The organism is Methylophaga sp. UBA3603, from assembly GCF_002375335.1.
Taxonomy (GTDB): domain Bacteria; phylum Pseudomonadota; class Gammaproteobacteria; order Nitrosococcales; family Methylophagaceae; genus Methylophaga.
Genome location: NZ_DFMC01000007.1, coordinates 323,830 through 348,127 on the forward strand (window position 1 = coordinate 323,830; position 24,298 = coordinate 348,127).

21 protein-coding genes are annotated in these 24,298 nt (G+C 45.2%); all 21 read right to left on the reverse strand.

Annotation, left to right across the window (positions count from 1 at the left end):
• Positions 1 to 109 precede the first annotated feature (109 nt).
• Positions 110 to 568, reverse strand: a complete 459-nt coding sequence (locus tag B4F66_RS05220) for an ATPase (RefSeq protein ID WP_292354425.1) — start codon at positions 566 to 568, stop codon at positions 110 to 112.
• A gap of 77 nt (positions 569 to 645) precedes the next feature.
• On the reverse strand, positions 646 to 1,098 hold the full coding sequence (locus tag B4F66_RS05225) for a nucleoside deaminase (protein WP_292354423.1): 453 nt from the start codon (positions 1,096 to 1,098) through the stop codon (positions 646 to 648).
• Positions 1,099 to 1,172: 74 nt separating this feature from the next.
• Positions 1,173 to 1,805: a DUF1294 domain-containing protein gene (locus B4F66_RS05230; protein ID WP_292354422.1), complete on the reverse strand. Its 633-nt coding sequence runs from the start codon at positions 1,803 to 1,805 to the stop codon at positions 1,173 to 1,175.
• A gap of 78 nt (positions 1,806 to 1,883) precedes the next feature.
• The gene (locus B4F66_RS05235) at positions 1,884 to 5,480 is read right to left on the reverse strand and encodes a DUF748 domain-containing protein (RefSeq protein ID WP_292354420.1); all 3,597 of its coding nucleotides are present in this window, start codon (positions 5,478 to 5,480) and stop codon (positions 1,884 to 1,886) included.
• 118 nt (positions 5,481 to 5,598) lie between these two features.
• Positions 5,599 to 7,971, reverse strand: coding sequence for an EAL domain-containing protein (locus B4F66_RS05240; RefSeq protein ID WP_292354418.1), 2,373 nt, complete (start codon positions 7,969 to 7,971; stop codon positions 5,599 to 5,601).
• A gap of 35 nt (positions 7,972 to 8,006) precedes the next feature.
• Complete coding sequence (locus tag B4F66_RS05245) at positions 8,007 to 9,209, reverse strand: tetratricopeptide repeat protein (RefSeq protein ID WP_292740801.1); 1,203 nt, start codon at positions 9,207 to 9,209, stop codon at positions 8,007 to 8,009.
• 144 nt (positions 9,210 to 9,353) lie between these two features.
• The gene (locus B4F66_RS05250; protein WP_292354414.1) at positions 9,354 to 10,229 is read right to left on the reverse strand and encodes an MOSC domain-containing protein; all 876 of its coding nucleotides are present in this window, start codon (positions 10,227 to 10,229) and stop codon (positions 9,354 to 9,356) included.
• 109 nt (positions 10,230 to 10,338) lie between these two features.
• Positions 10,339 to 11,292, reverse strand: coding sequence for a response regulator transcription factor (locus B4F66_RS05255; RefSeq protein WP_292354412.1), 954 nt, complete (start codon positions 11,290 to 11,292; stop codon positions 10,339 to 10,341).
• Complete coding sequence (locus tag B4F66_RS05260; protein ID WP_292411613.1) at positions 11,285 to 14,671, reverse strand: hybrid sensor histidine kinase/response regulator; 3,387 nt, start codon at positions 14,669 to 14,671, stop codon at positions 11,285 to 11,287. The genes B4F66_RS05255 and B4F66_RS05260 overlap by 8 nt, the downstream gene beginning before the upstream one ends.
• A gap of 236 nt (positions 14,672 to 14,907) precedes the next feature.
• Positions 14,908 to 15,477 (reverse strand): HupE/UreJ family protein, encoded by a 570-nt coding sequence (locus B4F66_RS05265; protein ID WP_292354408.1) that lies wholly within the window; start codon positions 15,475 to 15,477, stop codon positions 14,908 to 14,910.
• Between the two features lie 24 nt (positions 15,478 to 15,501).
• Positions 15,502 to 16,110, reverse strand: coding sequence for an urease accessory protein UreG (ureG, locus tag B4F66_RS05270; protein WP_292354407.1), 609 nt, complete (start codon positions 16,108 to 16,110; stop codon positions 15,502 to 15,504).
• A 16-nt stretch (positions 16,111 to 16,126) separates the two neighbouring features.
• Entirely contained in the window at positions 16,127 to 16,807 is a 681-nt protein-coding gene (locus B4F66_RS05275; protein ID WP_292354405.1) for an urease accessory protein UreF, read from the reverse strand.
• A 1-nt stretch (position 16,808) separates the two neighbouring features.
• On the reverse strand, positions 16,809 to 17,309 hold the full coding sequence (gene ureE / locus B4F66_RS05280) for an urease accessory protein UreE (protein WP_292354403.1): 501 nt from the start codon (positions 17,307 to 17,309) through the stop codon (positions 16,809 to 16,811).
• 23 nt (positions 17,310 to 17,332) lie between these two features.
• A complete protein-coding gene (gene ureC, locus B4F66_RS05285; RefSeq protein WP_292354401.1) occupies positions 17,333 to 19,051 on the reverse strand; it encodes an urease subunit alpha in 1,719 nt (572 codons plus the stop codon).
• Positions 19,048 to 19,356 carry an urease subunit beta gene (locus tag B4F66_RS05290; RefSeq protein WP_292354399.1) on the reverse strand — a complete coding sequence of 103 codons (309 nt, stop codon included), beginning with the start codon at positions 19,354 to 19,356 and terminating at the stop codon, positions 19,048 to 19,050. The genes ureC and B4F66_RS05290 overlap by 4 nt, the downstream gene beginning before the upstream one ends.
• 11 nt (positions 19,357 to 19,367) lie before the next feature.
• Positions 19,368 to 19,670, reverse strand: a complete 303-nt coding sequence (gene ureA, locus B4F66_RS05295; protein ID WP_292354397.1) for an urease subunit gamma — start codon at positions 19,668 to 19,670, stop codon at positions 19,368 to 19,370.
• 27 nt (positions 19,671 to 19,697) lie between these two features.
• Entirely contained in the window at positions 19,698 to 20,576 is an 879-nt protein-coding gene (locus B4F66_RS05300) for an urease accessory protein UreD (protein WP_292354395.1), read from the reverse strand.
• A gap of 120 nt (positions 20,577 to 20,696) precedes the next feature.
• On the reverse strand, positions 20,697 to 21,386 hold the full coding sequence (gene urtE, locus B4F66_RS05305; protein ID WP_292354393.1) for an urea ABC transporter ATP-binding subunit UrtE: 690 nt from the start codon (positions 21,384 to 21,386) through the stop codon (positions 20,697 to 20,699).
• Positions 21,387 to 21,407: 21 nt separating this feature from the next.
• On the reverse strand, positions 21,408 to 22,154 hold the full coding sequence (gene urtD / locus B4F66_RS05310) for an urea ABC transporter ATP-binding protein UrtD (protein ID WP_292354391.1): 747 nt from the start codon (positions 22,152 to 22,154) through the stop codon (positions 21,408 to 21,410).
• Positions 22,154 to 23,320 carry an urea ABC transporter permease subunit UrtC gene (gene urtC, locus B4F66_RS05315; protein ID WP_292411611.1) on the reverse strand — a complete coding sequence of 389 codons (1,167 nt, stop codon included), beginning with the start codon at positions 23,318 to 23,320 and terminating at the stop codon, positions 22,154 to 22,156. The genes urtD and urtC overlap by 1 nt, the downstream gene beginning before the upstream one ends.
• 14 nt (positions 23,321 to 23,334) lie before the next feature.
• Positions 23,335 to 24,258: an urea ABC transporter permease subunit UrtB gene (gene urtB, locus B4F66_RS05320; protein WP_292354387.1), complete on the reverse strand. Its 924-nt coding sequence runs from the start codon at positions 24,256 to 24,258 to the stop codon at positions 23,335 to 23,337.
• Between the last annotated feature and the right edge of the window lie 40 nt (positions 24,259 to 24,298).

Genomic DNA, 24,298 nt, shown 5'->3' on the forward strand with positions numbered 1-24,298 from the left:
AATAACTCTATTCCTCGCCGATATTTTCGTTCCAGATGTCGTATCAAAGGTATCAGAAACGATTGTATTTAGAGAACTTTCAATCGACCTTATCTCCAAGGTTTCAATCTCAAATATCTTCTAATCGATTAGCTGACTGTGACATCACCATAATTTCATGCTCTTCAAAAGATCTGAGATCTTCCATCAACTCTTTTGCCGAGGATATATCCGCACAATCATGCAGGTAACGATAAAGGTCAATGATTTGCTGATGTTGATGAATGATTACTTGCATAATGTCGGTGGTTGATAGTTCAGAAAATGGTGCATCACAATGATGATGTTGCACGATGGGATTTTTATCAAAGTACTCATAGCACCAGGTATTTAACGCATGTTCATTCCCTGTGACTTCGAATTGGTGCACAGCATGTCCGAGCTTTTCTTCATGCTCTGACAAATAGTTAAGAAGCATTTGTGCTCGCGTATTATCAGTTTTATCGGCACCACGTTTCAAACATTCTGAGAGGTGTTGATGAAACTCGCTTGTCCAATGAAGAACATCTCTTAACGTTTCAACTTTCATAATAATTTCCAGTATTTTTGTTTGCCGTTGTTATTGGAATAGTTTGAGGGATCAATTGAAGATCAAAGACACAGCCCCTAATCTTCACCGATATCTTCATTCCAGATTTCTGGGTTTTGAGCAATGAAATCGCCGAGCATTTGGATGCATTCCTGCGAGTTAAGATCGATGACCTCTACGCCAGTTTCGCGAAGCCAATCTAGCCCGCCGTCGAAATTTACGGATTCGCCAACAACCACCGTGCCGAAGTTGAATTGCCGTGCCAGCCCGCTGCAATACCAACAGGGTGCAAGTGTTGTGACCATGATTTTGTCGCGATAGGACTTTTGTCTTCCGGCCTTACGAAAGGCATCGGTCTCGGCATGAACAGAAGGATCATTTTCCTGAATTCGGCGATTGTGGCCTGCACCGAGTAGCTTGCCATTTTTATTGAAAACTGCAGCACCGATAGGAATACCACCCTCGGCTAATCCTTGACGCGCTTCATTGATCGCCACTTCCAGCATTGCCTTATAGTCAATGGTTGTCATGCCTGTGTTCCTTCTTTAGGTTGTGTAGATCAAAAAGTTGTATATCTAAGGAGTCAGCCACCTTGATTTGCATATTAACCATTGAACAAAGGCAAAACCACATTATTAATGAAGTTAGCTCCTTTCTCTGTATGAAGCCAAAACAACCCACCTAAATTCAATAACACAGTAACCCAATAAACATTTATAAACGCTTTCTTACTCGATTTATGGCGTATTTTCTTTTGAGCAATATAGGCTCCTGGCCAACCACCTATTAGAGATAGTAAGTGCAAGGTGCTTTCTTGCGTTCTCCATCTTCCATTTTGAGCTGCAGATTTATCAATTGCATAAGCGATAAACGCAATTAGGCTCATGATTAGATATACACCGACAATAACTAAAGGCAACTTTCCACTAAAGACTGAGACCAACAGTCCAATGAAAAAGACAATCGTAAAGATACCACCGAAGCCTCTTTGGCTTTTTACTTTATCTCGTTTTTTGGGCTTGGAAATGTCACGAGCAAATTGAATATTTTCAGCCTTATAACGATTATTATTATCGCGAGCTATTTCATAGATAATAACTTCACCATTCGCGGGTCTACGGGTTTGAGGGTTGAAGGCTTTAATATGGACAAAAGCACGCTCTCCACCACCATTTGGCTCGACAAAACCAAAGCCTCTGTCATCATTCCAATTTGAAATTTTTCCTTGCAGCTTCATGCTTTCCCTCGCGTTTTATATCTACCAGTTAGTATGGTGCCTCTGGCATAACGTCGATATTGCTAGCTCAAAAATTATTTAGAGTGTTACCAGTTCAAATTTCAGCTTTACCCATCCATCTTCCAATCTGGTGGCCACCGTTTCACTGCGTTTTAATTGGTCGCTGTTCACTTCCGCGTGTTGTTGAATGTACTCGATAACGGTTTGCTGACGTTGTTCAGCTAATTGTTGCAACTGCGCGGCGGATATCGACTCGGCTTCAATTAATCGCTGTTTCAGATCAGCATTGTAAGCCAGCACATCCAGTGCAGCTGTTTCCTGAGTTTCGGTATTTACAGTGAATTCCTGTTGCAGTGTCCTCAATATTGGACTTAACCCCGCCTCACGATAAAGTGTTTCCAAAACTGTTTGTCGACGTTCTGCCAATTGTGTTTCTGGATCAGTTTGATCGAGACGCGATTCAATACGTTGCTCAACGGCAGCTTGTTTTAGCTGTTGACGATCGGCTTCCATCGCAAAGGTTGGGGGGATGTTTATCGCCAGTTGCGGACGATCGGCTAATGCTCCTGCGAGCTTCTGTAATTTTTCCTGTTCCGGTGGAGCCAGGTCACTCTCACCGGGCCGGAAACGAATATTGTCTATCGGTTCCTCGTTATCACTGCCGAATAAACCTCCAAGAAATTTGAAAGGTGCAGTCACAATATTGGTTATCGCCTGGTTAATTGCTTGAGTAATTACCGCGCTCATATCAAATTCGGGATCATTGACACTTCCGCTTACTGGAATCGTCAGATCAATCACCCCTTCCTTATTTTTGAGTAACGACACCGCCAAATCAAGTGGCAAATCTAGCGCATCGGGCGCCTCAACCCGCTCCCCAAGCTTGATATCATGCAACACAATATTATTCGTTGCAGAAAGTTCACCCTCAACAACCTTATACGTCAGCTCTACGTCGCCACGTCCTTCGTCAATACGTCTACCTGCAAATTTGATTGTATAGGGGCTCATAGCAGGCAAATCTATATTACTGAACGACAGTTTTACCGTGGCAAATTCGCGAAGGGCTAACGGTTTTATTTCACCATCAATTTCCACCAGACCAAATTCATCAACCTTACCTTCCAATGTCAGCTCTACGGGTTGTTCAGAAAGCGTAGAAAAACCGCTTATTTCGCCATTGAGTGCCTGCATATGTGTATCAAAAACTATCGGCAAACTGGCATCGGTAAAACGCGAACTCGCGTTATTAATAATCGCTTGACCAATTGCCAACTCATAGCCATTGAAGAGACTGTCTTGATCTTTATTCTCTGTCTCAGCTTTGTCGTTTGGTTGCTCCTTGAGTAGTCCTCTTACATTGGTTTCGCCATCTTCGTTAATAAATATGCGGGCATATAGTTCATCAACGATCACTTCTGAGATAGCCAGGCGTTGTTTCGCTAATGAAAAATCAATTGTATTAATGTCTAGCTGGTCAAAGCTGAACAGTTTTTCATTGTTTTTCTGATTATCGAGCTGCACATCTTCAACCGTTAGATTAGCCTGGAGGCTAAACGGCTTTTGTTGATTAGAGGTAATCTGGGCGGTGGAGCTGACTTCACCTTTTACAATACCAACATGTGCATACTTGCTGAGATAAGGTTGCACCGGCTTTAAGGCTAAATTATCTATAGTAGCCTCTGCCTGAACGGCCAGTTCTGGAAACAATTGAATTTCACCCTCAATCCCAATATCACCTCCTGTTTGCAAACTGATATCGGTAGTAAAAGGAATCTGATTACCCTCTGCCAGAGTGAAATTCTGCATGCTGCCAGACAGCATCATTGTAAGAGTAAAGGGCGTTTTCAGTTGCTCATCCATTAACGTCAGCTTGGTATTATTGATGGCCAGATTGGCGATATCGAGCTGAAGTGGTGATGCTTGCGTATCGGGTTCATCAGTGGCTGGATCAGGCATTTTTTCCAATACTTGTAACCAGTCGATTTCACCCTGCTCGTTTAGGGTTGCAGCCAGATTGAAATCATCCAGTGAAACCGATTTTATAGTGAGCTGATTTTCTGGATAAACATAAAGCCCATTACTAATGGTCAGCTTACCGCCTTTTACTAACGCTTCACTCTCACCGGGCTGGTGAATATCTAACTCGGCTATTTCGATATCTATCTCACTGAGATCTATTTTTTTAGTATCACCGGCCAAATTGATGTCGTAAGACGTTTGCAGTTCAACTCGGCCGCTATTCAGTTCAACAGGCAGCTGACCGTTAAAATAACGATATGGCGTCTGCAAACTGAAATTGTTCAGTGTTACCTGGCCTGATAACTGTAACGGTGACATGCTTAACTTTCCGTCTGCGGACAATTTTGCGTCCTTTTCCAGTCCGATATCTAAATCTATATTGGCGGTTTGACTGGCCTCAGTGGAAAAATCTTGTAGCTGAATATTGACCGGACGTAATACCGTTTCAAAAGGCTCCTGCGGATTTTCATCACGATAATGAATCTCACCTTCGGTAAAACTTAACGCTCCAATTTCCAAGGTAAACGGTGACGTGTTTTGTTTATCGGTTTGTTCATCAGTATCTTCCACCACTGCCTCAGAATCTTTTCCGGGCAGGGCAGCTATTAACTGCAGCCAGTTGAGATCACCCTGCTGGTTTCGGGTCAAAGCCAGTTTAAAGTCAGTCAGCGAAACGTTATCCAATATGAGCTGATTTTCTGGAAAAGCATAACTGGCGTTTTTTATCTCCAGTTTCCCGTCTTGCAATAACGCTTTGGTCATGCCCGGCTGAAGAATACTAAAACCGGTCAAGCCTATATCAATCGCACTGAGATCAATATCTGCCGCTTCATCGGCAAAATCGATATCGTAGGATAATTGTAAATCCAGCCGCCCCTGGTTCAATTCAAATGGCAACTGTGCCTTAAAATAACGATAGGGCGACTGTAAACTGAAATTATCCAGCGTTATCTGACCCGATAACTGTAACGGAGACATGCTTAGCTTTCCGTCTGCGGATAATTTTGCGTCATTTTCCAGTCCGACCGCCATATCTAAACTGGCGGTTTGACTGGCCTCGGTTGAAAAATTATCCAGATGAATATTGACCGGCCTCAATACCGTTTCAAAAGGCTCCTTGGGTACTTCATCCCGATAATGAATCTCGCCATTGGTATAGTTAACCTCAGCTATTTCCAAGCTAAATAAAGATTCGTCCTGTTCGCTGGATTGATTGGCTTCGTCTTCAGCCGCTTCCTCTTTAGCTGAAGCTGCCCAGTTGTCTGCCAGTCTTGTCAGCGTATTAGCCGTTGTCGAATAACGACGGAAATGCAGTGTTGTATCGGCCAGATTGATTTCTTCCAGTCGTAAAGTCAGTCTCGCCAGTTGCAAAGGTTGCAGATTGAGGTAAAGCTTTTCTGATGCTGCCAGCGGCTCATCCTGCTCCGTGGTTAATTGCAGATTGTCGACTGTCGCTTCAAATGTATAGGGATTGAAATATATGTTTTCGACACTGGCCTCAACGCCCAGTCTCTGTTGCATTGTCTTCACCAACTGGCGCTCTGCCAGCCACGGAACCAGTAAAAATCCTATCAAGGTATATAACAGCAGAATACTGACAACCCAGATCAGCAAACTTCGATATTTCAGAAAGGTGTTTTTGACAGATTTCATGACTGATGGCTTATCTCAAAGGCAGAGATAAGTCAGTGTACCTAAATATTGCGACTGAGCGTAATCAATAGGCTAAATTTGATTGTTGTATTCAAGCTGCCATTCAGAATAAGCGTTATTACATCATCTTTGGTGTTTCAACCAGTTCTGCCTTAGGCATGCTGAAATAGGCACCTTGGGAAAAATCAATATCGAGTGCCTGGACTTGTTTCTGTACGGCTTCGCAGTGAACAAATTCCGCAACGGTTTTAATGCCGAGACTACGGGCAAATTGCACTACACCACGGGTAACAATAATGGCTGATTGATCATCATTGAGATTTCTTATCAGGCTACCATCGATTTTGATGAGATCCACATTGAGACGCAGCAAATGTTCAAAGTTCGAGTAGCCTGTGCCGAAATCATCAATGGCAATTTTACAGCCAAAGCCTTTGGCTTTATCGATAAACCGACGGACTTCGTTGTAATTATCAATACCATCGGATTCAAGGATTTCGAAAATTAACCTTTTTCCAACCTGATAGGTTTTGAGCTGGTCAAAAATAAACTGGGTTAATTCGGTATCCAGTAAATCACGATAGGAAAGATTAATAGAAAATTCGTAATCCAGTTCGGCAAATTTCTGGAACGATTTTTCCACCATCACCCGTGTCAGCATGCTATCCAGACGTAAATTACTGGCCACCGGCAAAAATACACCGGGACTGATAACCTGCCCATCTGGATCAATCATTCTGATCAGGCATTCATATTTGGTTATCTCACCACTTTGATTATCCATTATGGGTTGGAACCACGGAACAATACGGTTTTGCTGTAATGCTTGTTTTAGTTGTCTGGCCCAGAACAGGTTTTGTTCGTAAATACGCTCTACATCTTGCTTACTGTCATAGATCGCATAATGCCGTGACTTATCACGAGCAATTTTTAATGCGGCTGTGGCGTAACTGATCAATATATCCGGTGAGCTGTCTTTGTCAGGGTCGGCATCATGCTGACCTGCTGCACCAAGGGTTGCCGTTATGCTGATATCCTGATCCTGCCATTGCAGTTGCTGCTCTTGCAGAAAGTCACTTAACTGCCTCAGGAATCCGGTCAGAAACTCCTTGGACCAATCAAAACCCAACAGCACAAATTCATCACCTGATAAGCGATACAGTTTGGCGCTGTCAGCGTGATTATAATCCTGACAAAATGCCCCAATGTTAGTGGTTAGGCTTTGCAAAACCGCATCACCACAATCATTTCCAAAGATACTGTTTAATTCTCGAAACCGATCGATATTCACCAGAATTAAGGTGCAGTTTTGATGTTGCTGCAAATCCAGTAATAACCTTGCCCGGTTAGGTAAACCCGTCAGCTGATCGGTATAGGAGGCCTGCAACTCCTGCATCAGCAAAGCAATACGATAGACCAGATAAGCCGATAGCAGCAAAATGACAATACTGGTTGCAATCAGGATCCGTTGATTTATCACCCGCATCGGGGCAATAACCGCATCAATTTCATTCTTGGGCACGCCCACTGCAAATAGCATCTGAGCCGGTGTGGTCGCGGCATAAAGCACATATTCGATATCTTCAACAGCAAACTGATGCGTTTGCAGCAGGGCTTTTTGCTGTTGGGATTTAAGCTGAGAAATAGCGTTGTTGGATGCCAGTTTAATAAAATCCTGGCTCATTACCGAGTCAATGATCTTCTGGGCATAACGTTCATTATTTAATCTGCTCAAGCTGGATAATTTGCGTTTATTTTTATCGATTAACAGGGCAAAGGTATTTGGCGTGATGCTGACCTGACTGACGAGATCAATTATCTGTTTCGCTTCCCAGTCTGTTGAGGCATAACCAACCACTTGCAGCTGGCTGTTCAAAATAGGTTTTATCAGCGTTAACACGGCACTGTCCGTGATTTCATTGTAATAAGCTGGTGTCCAATGGATTTCATTGCCTTCAATTTTCGTTTTGTCTTTAACAGCAATACCTGCCAAATCGAACCATTGTTGTTGCTCAATGCTTAAGAGTCGGGAACTTGATTCAGTTAATACTTGGATGCTGTTCGTTTTATCTCGAAATACATAGCGTGATATCGGCTGTCCTTTCAGGCTGACGTATTCTGGATCAAACCAGATCCCGACCGCTAATGTGCCTTCAAAGTCTTTCAGCTTGTCCTGTAACATCATGCCTAACTCGGCATTTAACACCTGAGAGTTACTTTCTGAAGCAAATAAATCTGCAAACAGGCTGCCGATACGCGCTAAGCCATTGGTGTCACGTTCCAATGCACTTTGGGTTTGGACAATTTTGTTCAGATTACTGAAAAAAGTCTCTTCAATCTGCTTCTGGCGAACTTCGCCAATGGTATCTTCCGAATAATTCAGATTCAGTGACGATAAAATCCACATCCCGGCAATAAACAGGATGACCAGCATAAACAACATCCATAGGATGAGTTTTTTGGAAGAATCGACCAGTAATGAACGAAGCATCAGATGATGACCATTTTATACATCCTTAAAAGCCCTTAATTCTGACCGTCAAGAACGCGTTGAATTTGCTGTCGAGCCAGATTAATAGCCTCAGGATTCACTTGAGGGCGAAGATTTTCCGCCAGCTTTTCTGCCTCGGCTGAACCTTGTTGTTGGGCTACTTCATACCAGATGACCGCTTTGGCTTTTTCCTCAGTAAGGTCACTTTGTTGTAACTGTCGCCCCATCAGTAAGGAAGACTCAGCATATCCAGCACGAGCAGCTTGAATCAGCCATTTTTCTGCTTGTGTGATGCTCGCTGGATTTTTATTTTGTTGAATTAACAACGCTCCCAGCGAATGCTTGGCCGGAACATAGTTATTTAAGGCCGCACGTTGAAACCATTTGAGCGCCAGATCTTTATTCTGTTGGGTGCCTTTACCCATTTCATAAAATAAACCCAGCATATGTTGTGCTTCGGCATAACCATCCTGCCCAGATTTCTCAAACCATTCAAAAGCGGTTTGATAATCCTGTTGCACACCAAGTCCCAAAGCGTAGATCTCACCAATAAGATAACGTGCGCGTGGTGAATCCTGCTCAACTTTCTCCGCCCATTGCAGAGATTGTGAATATTCCGTCAGAGCTTTATGAATAACCGCCATATTTAACTGGGAGCGCACATCGCCATTGTTTGCCGGTGGCAGACAAGCCTGTTTGGCTTCACGAAAATTGCTGATGGTTGTTAACAAATAACAGTCGTTTAACTGTTCTTTATTCACATTTGAAACAATGGCTTTATCCACCACCACTTTTTCATCAGAGACGGGAGGTTCGGCTTGAGAAGATGCTGTGGGTGCTTGTTTGTTGGCTTCGGCCAGTCTCACAGCAAACTGTTCCACATCTTTCGGGCAGGAGTAGCTGTATCCCGCCTTATATAGATTCAATGACTCTTGGGTAAGTGGTCGAGTGAGATATTTATCGGCAATTTCCTGGCAGCGAACTTTACGTTCTGCACTGACCTTTCGTAGTGGTTCGGCACGACGTTCATCATCAATATGCTGATTGATATAATCGGTAAGCGGATCGATATAGGGCTGGGCAAATAAGACTTCAATTTCATCATCGTAATTTGCCGCTGCCCCATCACTGGTTTGTGCTAGCCACTCTCTGGATTGCGCAAAAATATCCTTTGGCTGATAACCAGCGCAGCCAAAGAGCATACTGCTAAAAAGCAGAGTTAATGCCAGTCGTTGCAATTTTAACCTTCAACATCAAATTAGAATGTATTAATGTAGGTTAATCTAATTTTGGGTAAATTTCCTTTATTTATGTAGGACATTAATTGTCTGATCGCTTATCAGCTGTCTTTATATCTAATCTCAAGTCTGTTCTATTGCAAATCATGACGCGTTTTGCAGAAAAACCTCATCCCCTAGCTGAATTACTGCACTTTGTTTGATGGCTCCATAAACACCCAGATTTTGATCGGCTTGTTTCACAATGCTGCGTAATATGCTGCTGTCCGATTCCAGTTTTTGTTGAGATCGGGTCACTGCCCCACAACGTGGTGTGCTGCTATTGCATTCAATGGTGGCACGACCAATTCGTAGTTTATTATCAATCCATGCCTGTTCAACCAGTCCTTCCATACCGGGCAGCGTTTCAATCACCAGATTGGGACGAAAGCGTTGCACATCCCAATCGGCTTCCGGATTAAGTTGTTGCATATGGGCTAGCGTCGCAGTGGTGAGCAGGTGAAAAGATGTCACCAGAAAAAACGTACCTGGGAGAGACACAAAATCCTTTGCTGCTGATGGCAAATCATCCAGGATCTCTGGCAAGGGTTCACCGGCTTCTCGATTAAACGTGGCTTTTAATTCTTCCAGCCAGGTATGGTCATCTTTTTTATGCCGCCGATAAAAATCCAGCTCGGCTAGGGGCCTCAGCGATTCAAGGGTCGAATTATGGCCGGTTAATTCAGATAACAAACTATGGATCTGGGGATCGTCACTGCCTACAACACGACCATCCGGAAAATGAATATCGACCTGATCATGTGCCCCGGTCATCTGGGTACTGCGACAACGAGCAACACAACGTAATAACTGGGGCCTGAATTTACAGCTTTGAATTTCCTGACGTGCCACATCACGCAACGCCCAGATACGATCGCCTTGCAAGCCCATATCGCCAAGATGGCAATAGTTCAGGCTTTCTCCCGCCATACCTTTCACCGGATAACGCCAGATTTGTTTTACAGTTCCTACTTTGATCATGAATGCTCCTGAAAGATTCGATACGTTCAGTTTTTCATGCTCACGTCGTTGTAATGCACGCTATTATTTTATGGCAGAGCCATCCGGAAATAGAGACGTTTTGAAACAGTTATTCTGTGCCGAAGCTATTACTGCCCGTCAGTGAACGCAGTTTATTTACGGCCAACGAAGCCGCTGCTGTACGGGTTTCCACTCCCAGTTTGGTAAACACATGTTCCATATGTTTATTGACGGTACGTGGACTGGTACCGAGAATCTCACCAATACTTTTGTCGGTTTTGCCAAGGATCACCCAGTGCAATACTTCCGACTCCCGATTGGTTAAATTGAATACCGCTCTCAAGGCTTCAATCTGTGCGGTTTCAGACTCTTCTCGTAACAGGATCAGCCATTGCTCTTCACTTTGCAGATCAGCAGGGTTAAAAATAAGTCGCCCGGTGGGTTTATGCACAATGTAAGGACGTAACCGTCTTTCTCCCCCCTGATGTAACTGCAACACCCAATCCTGCAAGGCTTCGGGGGTATCCTGAATCAAAAGATCGTCTTCATGACTCATATATTTTTCAATCAACTGACGCGCCAGAGGTGTCTGCCAGACAATTTTGCCGGTGCTCGGTAATACCGCAATAGCAGCCTGACCGAATGCATCCAGAGCGCCCTGTGTCTGATTGATCAAACGGGAGTTTTTCAAATGGGTATTAATCCGGGCAATAACTTCGACAGGGCTCAACGGTTTGGTCACATAATCGATGCCTCCTGCTGAGAACCCGGCGACCACATGCTCGGATTCGGTCAGACCAGTCATAAAAATCACCGGAATATGGCGGGTATTCAGATCATGCTTAAGGTGCCTGCAAACTTCAAAACCATCCATACCTGGCATTAACGCATCCAGCAGAACAATATCCGGAGTTGCGTCCAGACTGATTTTTAATGCGGATTCACCATTATCAGCCACCAGAACGGTATAACCGGATTCCACCAAAGCATCATGTAAAAGCGCCAGCGTATCGGGGGTGTCGTCGACCACCAGCACTACTGCATTAAGCGGGCTTTCAGACATTAGCTAATTTCTCTTCTATAAAGGTTTTCATGGTGCCTAATTGAAATTTTTCAGACATTTGGCGTATTTCACTAACAAACTGTTCGCAGGCCAGTCCTTGTTCATCAATCTCGGTAATCAGTTTACGGACGCCGACCAGATAGCCCATGTTGATCATCTCCAGCAAGTTATTTAAGACCTCAACCGGGGGCAGTGAATATTCCACCACGGAAGTTTCTGATACCAGTTCTTCCTTGCTCTCGATCCATTGCAGATTCAATCGTTCGCCAATCCAGTTGATCAGTTCAAATAGATTGACCGGTTTCAGGATAAAGTCTTTATCAGTAATACCCGATGAATTTTCCAGGTTTTTATCAAAGGCATTGGCTGAAATAATGCCGATTTTGACATCAGACTTATGTACATTACGGATCAGATGACAGGTTTCCCAACCGTCCATTTCCGGCATAGCTAAATCCATAAAAATGATTTCGGGCTGAAAGTCCGGATAAATCCGTAAACATTCGGCTCCCGATGCGGCTTCTCTGACGTCAAACCCCAGCGGCTCAAGAATATTTAACAGCAGTTCCCGATCCACCGGTTCGTTATCGACCACCAGTAATTTACGCCGCGGTCCCCGGTAACCCACTGGCATTCGGGTGGAGATAAGCGGCAAATCTTCTTCGACCCGCACTGAGGGTAAAAACAGTCGGACAAAAAATGTGGTGCCTTTGCCTACGTGGCTTTCAACATGCAAAACACCGCCCATCAACTCAGTGAGCAACTTGCTGATCGTCAGTCCCAATCCGGTACCACCGATTCCCTGCGCCGCACTGCCCCGAATAAACGGCTCAAAAATATGATCCAGTTCGGATTGCTTGATGCCCGGGCCGGTATCTTCAACTTCTATCGAGAGAAATTCGCGGGCATGGTTAAAGCGCAGATAAATAGCCCCTTCACTGGTGTATTTCACTGCATTACCAATGATATTAATCAATATCTGGCTTAAACGTTTGTGATCAGCACGCACGATACGAGGTAAATCCGAGCTGATCTCATATTCAAATTTCAGCCCTTTATTAATCGCCTGCAATTCAAACATACTGATAATTTGCTGGATATATTCAGGAAAACGCAGTGATTTGATATCAAATTGCAGCTTTCCACCTTCTATACGGGCAATATCCAAAGTACCTTCAATCAACGACAGCAGATGCTCACCGCTACGCAGAATGACTTTAATGGCATTTTTATTTTCTGTCGTTACATCAGCATTGTTATCCATCAATTGGGCATAGCCCAGAATACTGTTTAATGGGGTACGTAACTCATGACTGATACCAGTGATATAGCGACTTTTGGCCTGATTTGCCTGTTCTGCAATAACACGAGCCTGCTGCAGTTCAGCATCGGTTTGTTCATGTAAAATGATTTCACGCTGTAGCAAGTTGGTTTGATGGTTGGATTCCTGCTGTGCCACATTGCGGCTTTGCGAGGTAAGAATCAGCCACCAGACAATAATGCCACTGACCAGAACCAGAGCGGCAAAAGCCTTGAGAAAACCCACTTGTATTTCAGGCAAAATCTGCGCTGCGTTGTCCGTGGTGGTCAGCGATATATGCAGATAGATCAATCCAAAAATGGATGCCAGTAGTAACACCGTCATCCCCATCAGCAAGATGTAATGTCCTACACCATTCTGGATATAGCCCCACAAGGATTTAGGCAACAGTTTTGTCATGGCCGCCTGCCACTGCGAATCCAGTTTGGCATGTGGCTTACAAGCATCATTGCAGCGAGCATCCAGACAACAGCACAATGAGCAGATAGCACCCTGATAGGCTGGACAATAGGCTATGTCATCAATTTCATATTCTCGCTCACAAATACTGCAGATTTCTTTGGTTTTGCCGGGATGAAACTTATACGGCTGGCGCGCCAGGTAATATTTTCCCTTTGTCCACCAGGCAAATAATGGAGAACAAATTAACGCCGTAAACATGGCGATAAAAGATGAAAATGACTGCGCTTCCAATCCAAATACGCCGACAAATGCCAACACTGAAAACAAAGAGGCGATGGCCATTGCCCCCACCCCAACCGGATTAATGTCATATAGATAGGCCCGGCGGAATTCGACGCCTTTGGGACTTAAACCCAGGGGTTTATTAATCACCAGATCGGCTACTACAGCCGTGATCCAGGAAATAGCAATATTCGAATATAGTCCCAAAATCTGTTCCAGTGCCTGAAACACATCTAGCAGCATCAGCATGGTGGCTATCAACACATTGAATAATAACCACACCACACGGCCAGGATGGCTGTGGGTCAGGCGGGCAAAGAAATTGGACCAGGCCAGTGAACCAGCGTAAGCATTGGTGATATTGATCTTGATTTGTGACAGCACCACAAAAAATACTGTGACCGCCAGCAATACATCCGCGTTGGAGAAAACATAGCTAAATGCCACATGGTACATATAGGTGGGGTTAACGGCTTCTTCAACCGACTTTGCGCCATTTAACACCAGATAAGCCAATAACACCCCGGCAAACATTTTGATCATGCCGATAAAAATCCAGCCCGGACCGGCGAATATGACTCCTAAATGCCAACGAAAACGGTTTTTTTGGGTTTTTTCCGGCATAAATCGCAGAAAGTCGACCTGCTCACCCACCTGAGGGATCAATGCCATACCAATGGCAATGGCAGTACCAAACATGTAAATATTAAACGTACTGTCATAACCGGAGCTGCCGGCAAAATTCATCAAGCCCCGAATGGCATCGGGTTCTTTGGCAAAAATAAAGATAAATGGCAACACCATGAGGAATAGCCAGATCGGTTGAGTGATCATCTGAATCCGACTGATTAAGGTCACACCATGCGTGACTAAAGGAATTACGATCACTGCTGAAATCAAATACCAGACATAAATCGGCCATCCAAAGTACATATTTAAGGCGTAGGCCATGATCACGGCTTCAAGCGCAAAAAGAATAAAGGTGAAGGTCGCGTAGACAAATGAAGAGATAGTAGAACCGATGTAGCCAAATCCCGCACCGCGGGTCAGCAAATCCATATCCAGGCCGTATTTGGCGGCATAATAACTGATGGGCAAACTGGTCATAAAGATAATCAGACTAATGGTCAGAATGGCCCAAAAGGCATTCACAAAACCAAAATTGACAGCTAATGCACCGCCGATAACCTCCAGAACCAGAAAGGAAATAGCACCCAGTGCCGTATTGGAGACACGAAAAATTGACCACTTCCTGAAAGAGTGGGGTGTGAAACGCAGCGCATAGTCTTCCAGCGTTTCATTAGCGACCCAGGTATTGTAATCACGACGAATTTTGACAATACGCTGTGGTGCATTATGTTCTGATGAATCCATCAAAGCTTCACTTCCTGATACATTTAGCCCAACCGATTGATGGATATCCATGCTCCAGATTAAATGCGCTGGGTGTAACTTACCCAATAACATCATAATGTACGAGCAGCGGTTTTTTATCTACGTAGTATTACGTATTGTTTTTTTCAACGCTAATAAAGCTGGGACCGATCTATCCTTTCAGTCACTTACCTGAAAGACAGACCGGTCCACTTGTCCCTGCTGTTCGTGACTGTTTACATTATTAACAAATATGCTCCGCTCAACGTTAACACTGTCGCAAAGGCACGTTGTACGAACAGCCCCAGTTGATCTTTAAAACTGGCAAGGTAAACACCCGTGGCGAGCAGAATCATGGTCGCCATCACCATACCCGCTACAGCTGCCAGGCCATTGCCTGCAGCAACCAATTCCTGACCATGAACAAAGCCATGCAATAACGCAAAGACCGTGGTTAATGTCAGTTGCCAGAATCGATTAATTGAAGTGTTGAGTAAAATCACCAAGCCCATTGCCAACACACTGACTGCAATCGCTACTTCAACAACTGCCAGCCCGGATATCACTGCACCCAGTACCACACCACACAGCATAAACATGACAAACTGCATCGGCACCTGCCATCGTGCAGAAGACTGAGACTTTCCGGCCCAATAACCTACCGCCAGCATCACCAGCAAATGATCAATACCCGTAAACGGATGGCTGAATCCACTGGCAAAGTTAGCCATATCATGTCCGGGATGAGCAAAAGCAATGGCTGGAAAAGCGACTATACCCAGTATCGTTAAAAGCATTTTTTTCATTTCTTTTCCCTCTTGGTTAAACGGTTAATTCAACATCAGTCCCTGTTTTTCAATAAACGCCACAATCTGATCCAGACCGTCTTCCTGCTTAAGGTTACTGAATACAAAAGGCCGTTCACCACGCATACGTTTGGAATCACGATCCATTACTTCCAAAGAAGCCCCGACCAATGAGGCCAGATCGGTTTTATTGATCACCAGCAAATCTGATTTGGTAATGCCCGGACCACCTTTACGCGGGATCTTTTCACCAGCGGACACATCAATCACATAAATAGTCAGATCCGACAGTTCCGGACTGAACGTCGCAGCCAGATTATCGCCACCACTTTCAACAAACACGATGTCCAACGGATCGAAACGTTTACTGAGTTGAGCCACGGCTTCCAGATTCATCGAAGCATCTTCGCGGATGGCGGTATGCGGACATCCACCCGTTTCGACCCCAATAATCCGATCAGCTGACAACGCTTCATTACGGGTTAAAAACTCGGCATCTTCCTTGGTATAAATATCATTGGTCACCACGGCAATATTGTATTTGTCGCGTAGTCGCTTGCATAAGGCCAACGTTAAGGCTGTTTTACCGGAACCAACCGGACCACCGATGCCAACTCGTAAAGGTTCTTTCATTTTGTTTTTCTCTTATTCATGAACGAAATAAACGGGAATACTGGGTTTCATGTCGACAGCCAGCAATGCTCAGTGCTGGGCAGAAATTCTGTATATCGTCATCGGGTAATTGCATGGCTTGATCGACTAAAGCAGGCAAGGTCATCGCTAACTCTGACAAAATGCGTTGTCCTGCCACCTGTCCCAAAGGCACGGTTTTCATCACCGCACTGACCTGATTTTCCAGAAAAGACCAGGCATAGGCATGCAACATATCGCTAAGCGAAATCTCCCAGCACAGGGCGCTGACTGAATAAATGGTCGGAAAAGCCGGTTGTTGCAGGGTGCCGCTTAATAAGACGATTTGTGGGGGCCAGGTAGCTAAATCACGTTGCAACCGTAGTAACGAATAGGCCATCTGCCGCGTTTCTGCCAGTGCTTCACTGCTATCGCGACCGGCCTGATAATACTCGTCCCAGTATTGTATCTGTGGACCATCCATCTGCTGCCAGGCCTTATATAACCTCAACAAAACCGGTAATTCATAGTTTACAAAATAGATCGACAGCACATCGCCTATCCACTGCTTCGATGATTCAATATCGATCACCTCACCGGATTCAATTGCCCATTCCAGTCCCTGTGAATAACTGTAGGCACCCACTGGCAACATCGGGCTGGCGAGTTGTAACAGACGGGAAAGCGACGCTGAACTCATCTTAGTGACTGTGTCCATGTGCGTGAACATGATCAGGTGAATGTTCATCATCATGATGATGGTGATGTCCGCCACCAGAATAGGCCCCGGGTTCTGGTTCAAAAGGCGCCTGTAATTCTTCAACCTGCACCCCTAACCCCAACAACATATCTTTGAGAACTGAATCCGTTTCCAGCTTCAGCCATCCATCACCAATTTCCAGCGGAACATGACGGTTCCCCAAATGATAAGCGGCTCGGGTTAAAGCCTTTGAAGTAGTAGCGGTTACTTTCATCACGGCCTGTTCGGCAGCAATTACTTCAATAATTTCACCGCTATCCGCCTGCAGAAAATCGCCTCCACGTAAAATCGTGCCACGCTGCATATATAACGCGGCTTCCGTGCCTGATTGCAAGGTCACACGAATACGGCTTTTCTGCCGTAAATCGAAACTCAGACTGACCACATCGGCAATGACCGTATCGCTATGAATATGATCCAGTTTGGTGGAAATCGATAACATTTTTGAACCTTGCCTATAAATTGCTAAAACAGGAAATAACGCTGCGTCATAGGCAGTTCAGTCGCCGGTTCGCAGATTAATAATTCACCATCTGCCAACACCTGATAGGTTTCCGGATCCACCTCAATTTTGGGCGTGGCATTGTTGAGCACCATATCTTTTTTACCGATATTACGGCAGTTTTTTACTGCCACCAGCGGTTTCTGTAAATCCAGTGCTGCGACCGCAGGATTGGCCAAGGCCGCTTCTGAAACAAAGGTTAAAGAGGTTTTTAAGGCTTTGCCAAAACTGCCAAACATCGGCCGATAATGCACCGGCTGTGGTGTGGGAATTGATGCATTAGGGTCGCCCATCGCTGCTGCGGCAATCATGCCGCCTTTTAATATCAGTGACGGTTTCACGCCAAAAAATGCAGGGCGCCATAACACCAAATCAGCAAATTTACCGGCTTCAATGGAACCGACTTTATGGGAAAACCCATGAGTAATCGCCGGATTGATGGTGTATTTGGCAATGTAACGTTTCACCCGGAAGTTATCTGCATCACCATCACCACGCTCGGCATCTTCTTTCAAAGGCCCTCGCTGTACTTTCATTTTATGCGCAGTCTGCCAAGTGCGAATCACCACCTCACCAACACGCCCCATCGCCTGCGAATCAGAAGACATAATGGCAAACGCACCGGTATCGTGAAGAATATCTTCTGCAGCAATGGTTTCCCGGCGGATACGCGATTCAGCAAACGCCACATCTTCAGCAATCGAAGGATCCAGATGATGGCACACCATCAACATATCCAGATGTTCATCAATGGTATTGATGGTAAATGGTCGTGTGGGATTGGTGGACGACGGAATAACATTCTCGGCTGAGATAGCTTTGATAATATCCGGCGCATGCCCTCCACCAGCACCTTCGGTATGAAAGGTATGAATGGTGCGATCTTTAAAGGCCGCTATCGTGGTTTCAACAAAACCTGATTCATTCAGCGTATCGGTGTGGATGGCTACCTGAACATCCATCTCTTCGGCCACCGATAAACAATTATCGATAGCAGCAGGGGTGGTACCCCAGTCTTCGTGCAATTTCAGGCCGATAACGCCAGCTTCGATCTGTTCTCTGGCTGGCTCAGGCTGCGACACATTGCCTTTGCCGAAAAAACCCAGATTCATTGGAAAGGCCTCGGCGGCTTCCAGCATCCGGTGAATATGCCATGGTCCCGGCGTACAGGTGGTGGCATTGGTCCCGGTAGCCGGTCCAGTGCCACCACCCAGCATGGTGGTGATCCCAGACATAAGGGCTTCTTCAATCTGCTGCGGACAGATCCAGTGAATATGACTGTCGATACCCCCTGCGGTAAGGATCATGCCTTCGCCGGCAATGACCTCGGTACCGGCACCCAATGGTATGGTTACATCAGGTTGAATGTCCGGGTTTCCGGCTTTGCCAATGGCCCAGATATGCCCATCTTTAAGCCCTACATCCGCTTTGATAATACCGGTAACAGCATCGACTATCAGGGCATTGGTAATCACGGTATCAGCAACTTCAACTGAGACTTTCTGTGATTGCCCCATGCCATCGCGGATGACCTTGCCACCGCCGAACTTAACCTCTTCACCATAGGTGGTGAGATCCTGTTCGACTTCAATCCATAATTCTGTATCGGCCAGCCGGATTTTGTCGCCCACTGTCGGACCAAACATTTCGGCGTAGGCTTGCCGATCAATTTTCAGACTCATGATAAAGCTCCCATAACTCTGCCGGCAAAACCGTAAACCTGACGCAAACCGGACAACGCAACCAATTCGACGGTGCGGGTCTGGCCGGGCTCAAAGCGGACAGCTGTACCCGGAGCAATATTCAAGCGAAATCCATAAGCCTTTTCGCGTTCAAACAGCAAAGCATCATTGACTTCAAAAAAATGATAATGCGATCCAATCTGCACCGGCCGGTCGCCGCTATTGGAAACATCAATGGTGATCACCTCACGACCTACATTCATCTGTAAATCGCCCGCTTTTACTCGCATTTCTCCGGGAATCATAGTCAGTGTCCTCAGATAATTGGGTTATGCACGGTGACCAGTTTGGTGCCGTCAGGAAAGGTGGCTTCGACCTGAATTTCCGGCAGCATTTCAGCAATACCCTCCATCACATCATCCAATGTCAGTAAAGTCGCACCATAGTCCATTAGTTCCGCAACCGTTCGGCCATCTCGTGCCCCCTCCATAATCGCCGCCGAGATATAGGCAACAGCTTCAGGGTAATTCAGTTTCAGGCCTCGGTCTTTTCGTCGCTCGGCCACCAGTGCCGCAGTAAAAATAAGTAATTTATCTTTTTCTCTAGGAGTCAGTTCCATTGCTTTTTCAACCTTGTTTATCTTTGTCTAGGTAGCCCAAATGCGAGGCCGGATAGCTGATCGCTTGCCATACCACGGACGCAGGCAGTGCCATAATTTTTCAAAATATATTTTGGCTTCCTGGGCACAGGGACCAATATAACGTGCGGTGAATATATCCGGCAGTGCTGAAACGCCATAATCCGCTGAAGAATCAATCTGAATGTCCTGACAGCTTTGCAGGATCTCTGCCGGCGTAGTGCCAGCGGCCACCACAAAACTGCCAAAAACCACTTGATTACGTAATCCGGCCATTGAACGCAGTACTCTGCTATCGGGATCCAGTAATGCAGATTCATTCCAGATTAACCTGCCTTCACGTTTAATCAATAACTTTTGACGAAAACGCCCGCTACCCCAACGTTCACCACTGGCCTGCCTGCCCAGGCAAACGACTTCCCAGCCAGCAAATACTGCTGTTTCACTAAGATTAACCTGAGTATTAAGTGCGACATCAGCGCCATCAAATACGATATTTTCCTGTGGCAGCCATTCTAATTGGCCATTATCATCAATCGTCATCTCAATCTTCTGACTGGCTTGGCGACCGGCTGATTTATACCATTTGGTGGCACCCGGGGTGGTCAACAGTGCAGATGATTCAGTTTGCATTTGCACCGTCAATTGCAAATTATCGCCACCTGCCACACCCCCGGGAGGGTGGATAATAACGCCATGGGCAGGATTAGCGCCTTCAGGATAGAGAATTTTCTGAATCACCAACGGCCCATGATGCTGACGGCGGGCAAGGATGGTTTTGTTGGAGCGGCTATCGAACAGCAGTTTGAGACTGGCATCCCAGCCAGTCATCAATTGATTAATTACCGGTTTATCAATTTGTTGTGTTAATTCTGAGCGAACATTCATGCCAACACACTCCTTCATGTTGGACATTGATAAGCATATTTGTCTGCCTGGATCTGCTGGTCTTTCATAGCTGCCTTTGTTGTAAACCTGAAATATCAACAGAACCTAATAATATTTGTCTTAAACCGTCAAATATTTCTTTATCGTGTCGGCATCAACGTCGGCTCGCATATCTTCATGAATGAACTTACCTTTTTCAATCACAATAATACGGTCTGCCACTTCCATCGTAAAACTCAACACCTGCTCAGAAACGATAATGGTGATTTCACGCATTTTACGAATTTCATTTAAGACCTTGGCAATATCTTTGATGATTGAAGGCTGAATACCTTCCGTCGGTTCATCCAATAGTAATACTTTTGGATTGGTCACCAAAGCACGGGCAATCGCCAACTGTTGTTGCTGACCACCTGAAAGGTTACCGCCCTTGCGGTGACGCATATCATGTAATACGGGAAACAAGGCGAATATCTCATCCGGAATATGTTTCATTTTCGACACCTGCAGACCGGTTTCGATATTTTCCTGCACCGTTAATGTTGGAAAAATCATTCTTCCCTGTGGCACATAAGCAATCCCATTGGCAACACGGTTGTGACTTTCCATACTGCCAACATCAGTCCCTTCGATACTGACTTTACCTGATTGACTGGGCAGGATCCCCATGAGGGATTTGAATAACGTGGTTTTACCCATGCCATTGCGTCCCATAATGGCCAGCGTTTCATTTTTAGCGACGTTAAAGCTGATGTCATGAATAACCTGGCTCTGGCCGTAACTTACTTGTAAATTTTCTACTTCAAACATGGTTAATCTCCCAGCTTAAAATCAATGCCCAAGATAGACTTCAATGACTTTTTCATCCGCCTGAACATTGTCCATCGTCCCCTCAGCAAGGATTTTGCCTTGGTGCAGAACGGTGACTTTACGGGCGATTTTTTTCACAAACTCCATATCATGCTCAATCACTATCACGGATCGATTCTGGCAAATCCGGTTGAGCAATTCGGCGGTTTCATCGCGTTCTTTGGCGCTCATCCCGGCGACTGGCTCATCCAGCATCAATAATTCCGGATCCTGCATCAGTAACATGCCAATCTCCAGCCATTGTTTCTGACCATGACTGAGAATCGCCGCTTCAGTCTCAAGAAAGTTTTCCAGCTGGATTTCTTTGGCTACCTCATTAACGCGTTTAATCACTTGTTCAGTGGTCTTGAAAAACAGGCTGCCAAATACCCCACGTCCTTCTGGATAAGAAACTTCCAGATTTTGGTACACCGTCAGGTTCTCGTAGATAGATGGCGTTTGAAATTTACGACCAATACCCGCCCGAACGATTTCATGTTCGGCCATCTTGGTCATTTCTTTGTTTTTAAAATTGATCGAACCGGAACTGGATTTGGTTTTGCCGCATATCAAATCCAGCAAGGTGGTTTTACCCGCTCCGTTTGGGCCGATAACCACTCGCAATTCGTTTTTATCGATATACATTGTTAACGTATCGACTGCTTTGAAGCCATCAAATGAAACCGTGAGATCTTCAATTGCCAGCAAAAAATCTGTTGTAGTCGTCATTATTTAGCTCCCTCGGTGGTGGCTTCAGATTCAATCTTCGTGGCAGATTTCTTTTCTGATTGCACTGGTTTATCAAATAATGGCTTTAGAAACTTCACTTTAGGGGCATATTTGTTGTAAATACCCGCCAAACCATTCGGGAAGAACATCACCACTGCGATAAACAACCCGCCCATCAGGAATAACCATAATTCAGGGAAAGTTTCAGAAAACGCCGTTTTACCGTAATTCACTAGCAATGTGCCGTAGACCACACCCACCAAGGACATTCGGCCACCGACAGCAGCGAAAATAACCATTTCAATCGAAGGCACGATGCCGACAAAAGACGGAGACATAAAGCCTACCTGTAAGGTAAACATCGCTCCACCGATGGCCGCAATGACGGCTGAAACACAAAATATAAAGATTTTGAAGTTCGAGACGTCATAGCCTGAAAAACGCACTCGATCTTCCTTGTCTTTCATCGCCAGAAGCAGTTGTCCTAGTTTGCTGGTGAGAATGAATTTACTCACCATAATGACGCCTAACAGCAAAATGGCATTGATAAAATAAAGGATATATTTAGAAGAATCGGCACGTATATCCCATCCATTTAGGGTTCTCAAATCGGTAATACCATTAATACCACCGGTAAACCCTTGTTGCCCCACAATTAACACCGTTAGAATCACAGCGATAACCTGCGTGATGATGGCAAAGTAAACCCCACCAACCCGACGTTTGAACATCGAATAACCGATGATAAAGGCAAAGATCGACGGCACCAGAAGGATAGCTATCAAGGTAAAGGTGAAACTTTCAAAAGGAATCCAGAACCACGGTAACTCGGTCAACTGATTCCAGTCCATAAAGTCTGGAATGCCTGGTGTAGTCTGAATACTAGTACTTTCTGGGTCAGAGGCTTCGAGTTTCAAGAACATGGCCATCGCATAACCACCCAGTCCAAAAAATATTCCCTGTCCCAAACTGAGAATACCGCCATACCCCCACAACAACACCAGACTGACCGCTGCAAACGCGTAGGTCAGATATTTTCCGACCAGATTTAACCGGAACAAGTCTAGTGCCAGAGGCAACACCACTAAAATCAGCAGTGCCAGAACACCAATGGCAATCGCCCCACTCTTACCACCTAAAAATCGCTCATAGACAAAATTCATCATTTATCTCCTGCTGGTTATTTACGAACTTTGATTGAGAACAAACCTTCAGGACGCATCATCAAAATGATGACCAAAGCCAGCAAGGTAAATACTTTCGCCATAGATCCGCTGATAAAGAACTCCAGAATGGATTGCGCCTGAGCAATGGTGAACGCTGAGGCAATGGTGCCGAACAGACTGGCTGCCCCACCAAACACAACAACCATAAAGGTATCAACGATATATAAAGAACCTGATGTCGGTCCTGTGGACGCAATGGTAGTAAATGCTGCACCGGCGATACCGGCAATACCGCAACCCAGCGCGAAGGTCAATCGATCAACCTGTTTGGTATTAATACCGACGGCACCACTCATAACCCGATTTTGTGTAGTAGCCCGAACATTCAACCCCCAGCTGGAGCGATACATCAGCAAAAACACACCGAGAGTGACCAATGCGGTCAGACCTAATACAAACATGCCGTTAATTGGAATAAATATCGTTTCTGTTGGCATCCAAGACCCCATCAACCAATCCGGTAAGGCTGGACTGACTTCACGTGCCCCAAAAATTGAACGAAACGACTGTTGCATAATCAGGCTCAGTCCCCAAGTTGCCAGTAAGGTGTCCAGAGGGCGTTTATAAAGATGCCTGATAAGCACAAATTCTGTGATGTAGCCAAATAGCCCGGCTACCAGGAATGAAACTAATATTGCTAATAAAAAGTAGTAATCCATGAATGCTGGAAAATAGGTTTCCGTCACTACGGAGAGAAGGTAAGTTGTGTAGGCTCCCATCGCCATAAATTCGCCATGGGCCATATTGATTACGCCCATTTGTCCAAAAATAATTGCCAATCCAAGCGCCATCAGCAGTAACACACTGAACAGGCTGAACCCGGCAAAGCCCTGCATGGCTAGAATTGAAGTCAATTCCTGTATTGAATACTCACCCATAACGGATACTCCGTAACATTTACTCGTTAATCAAAGGTTG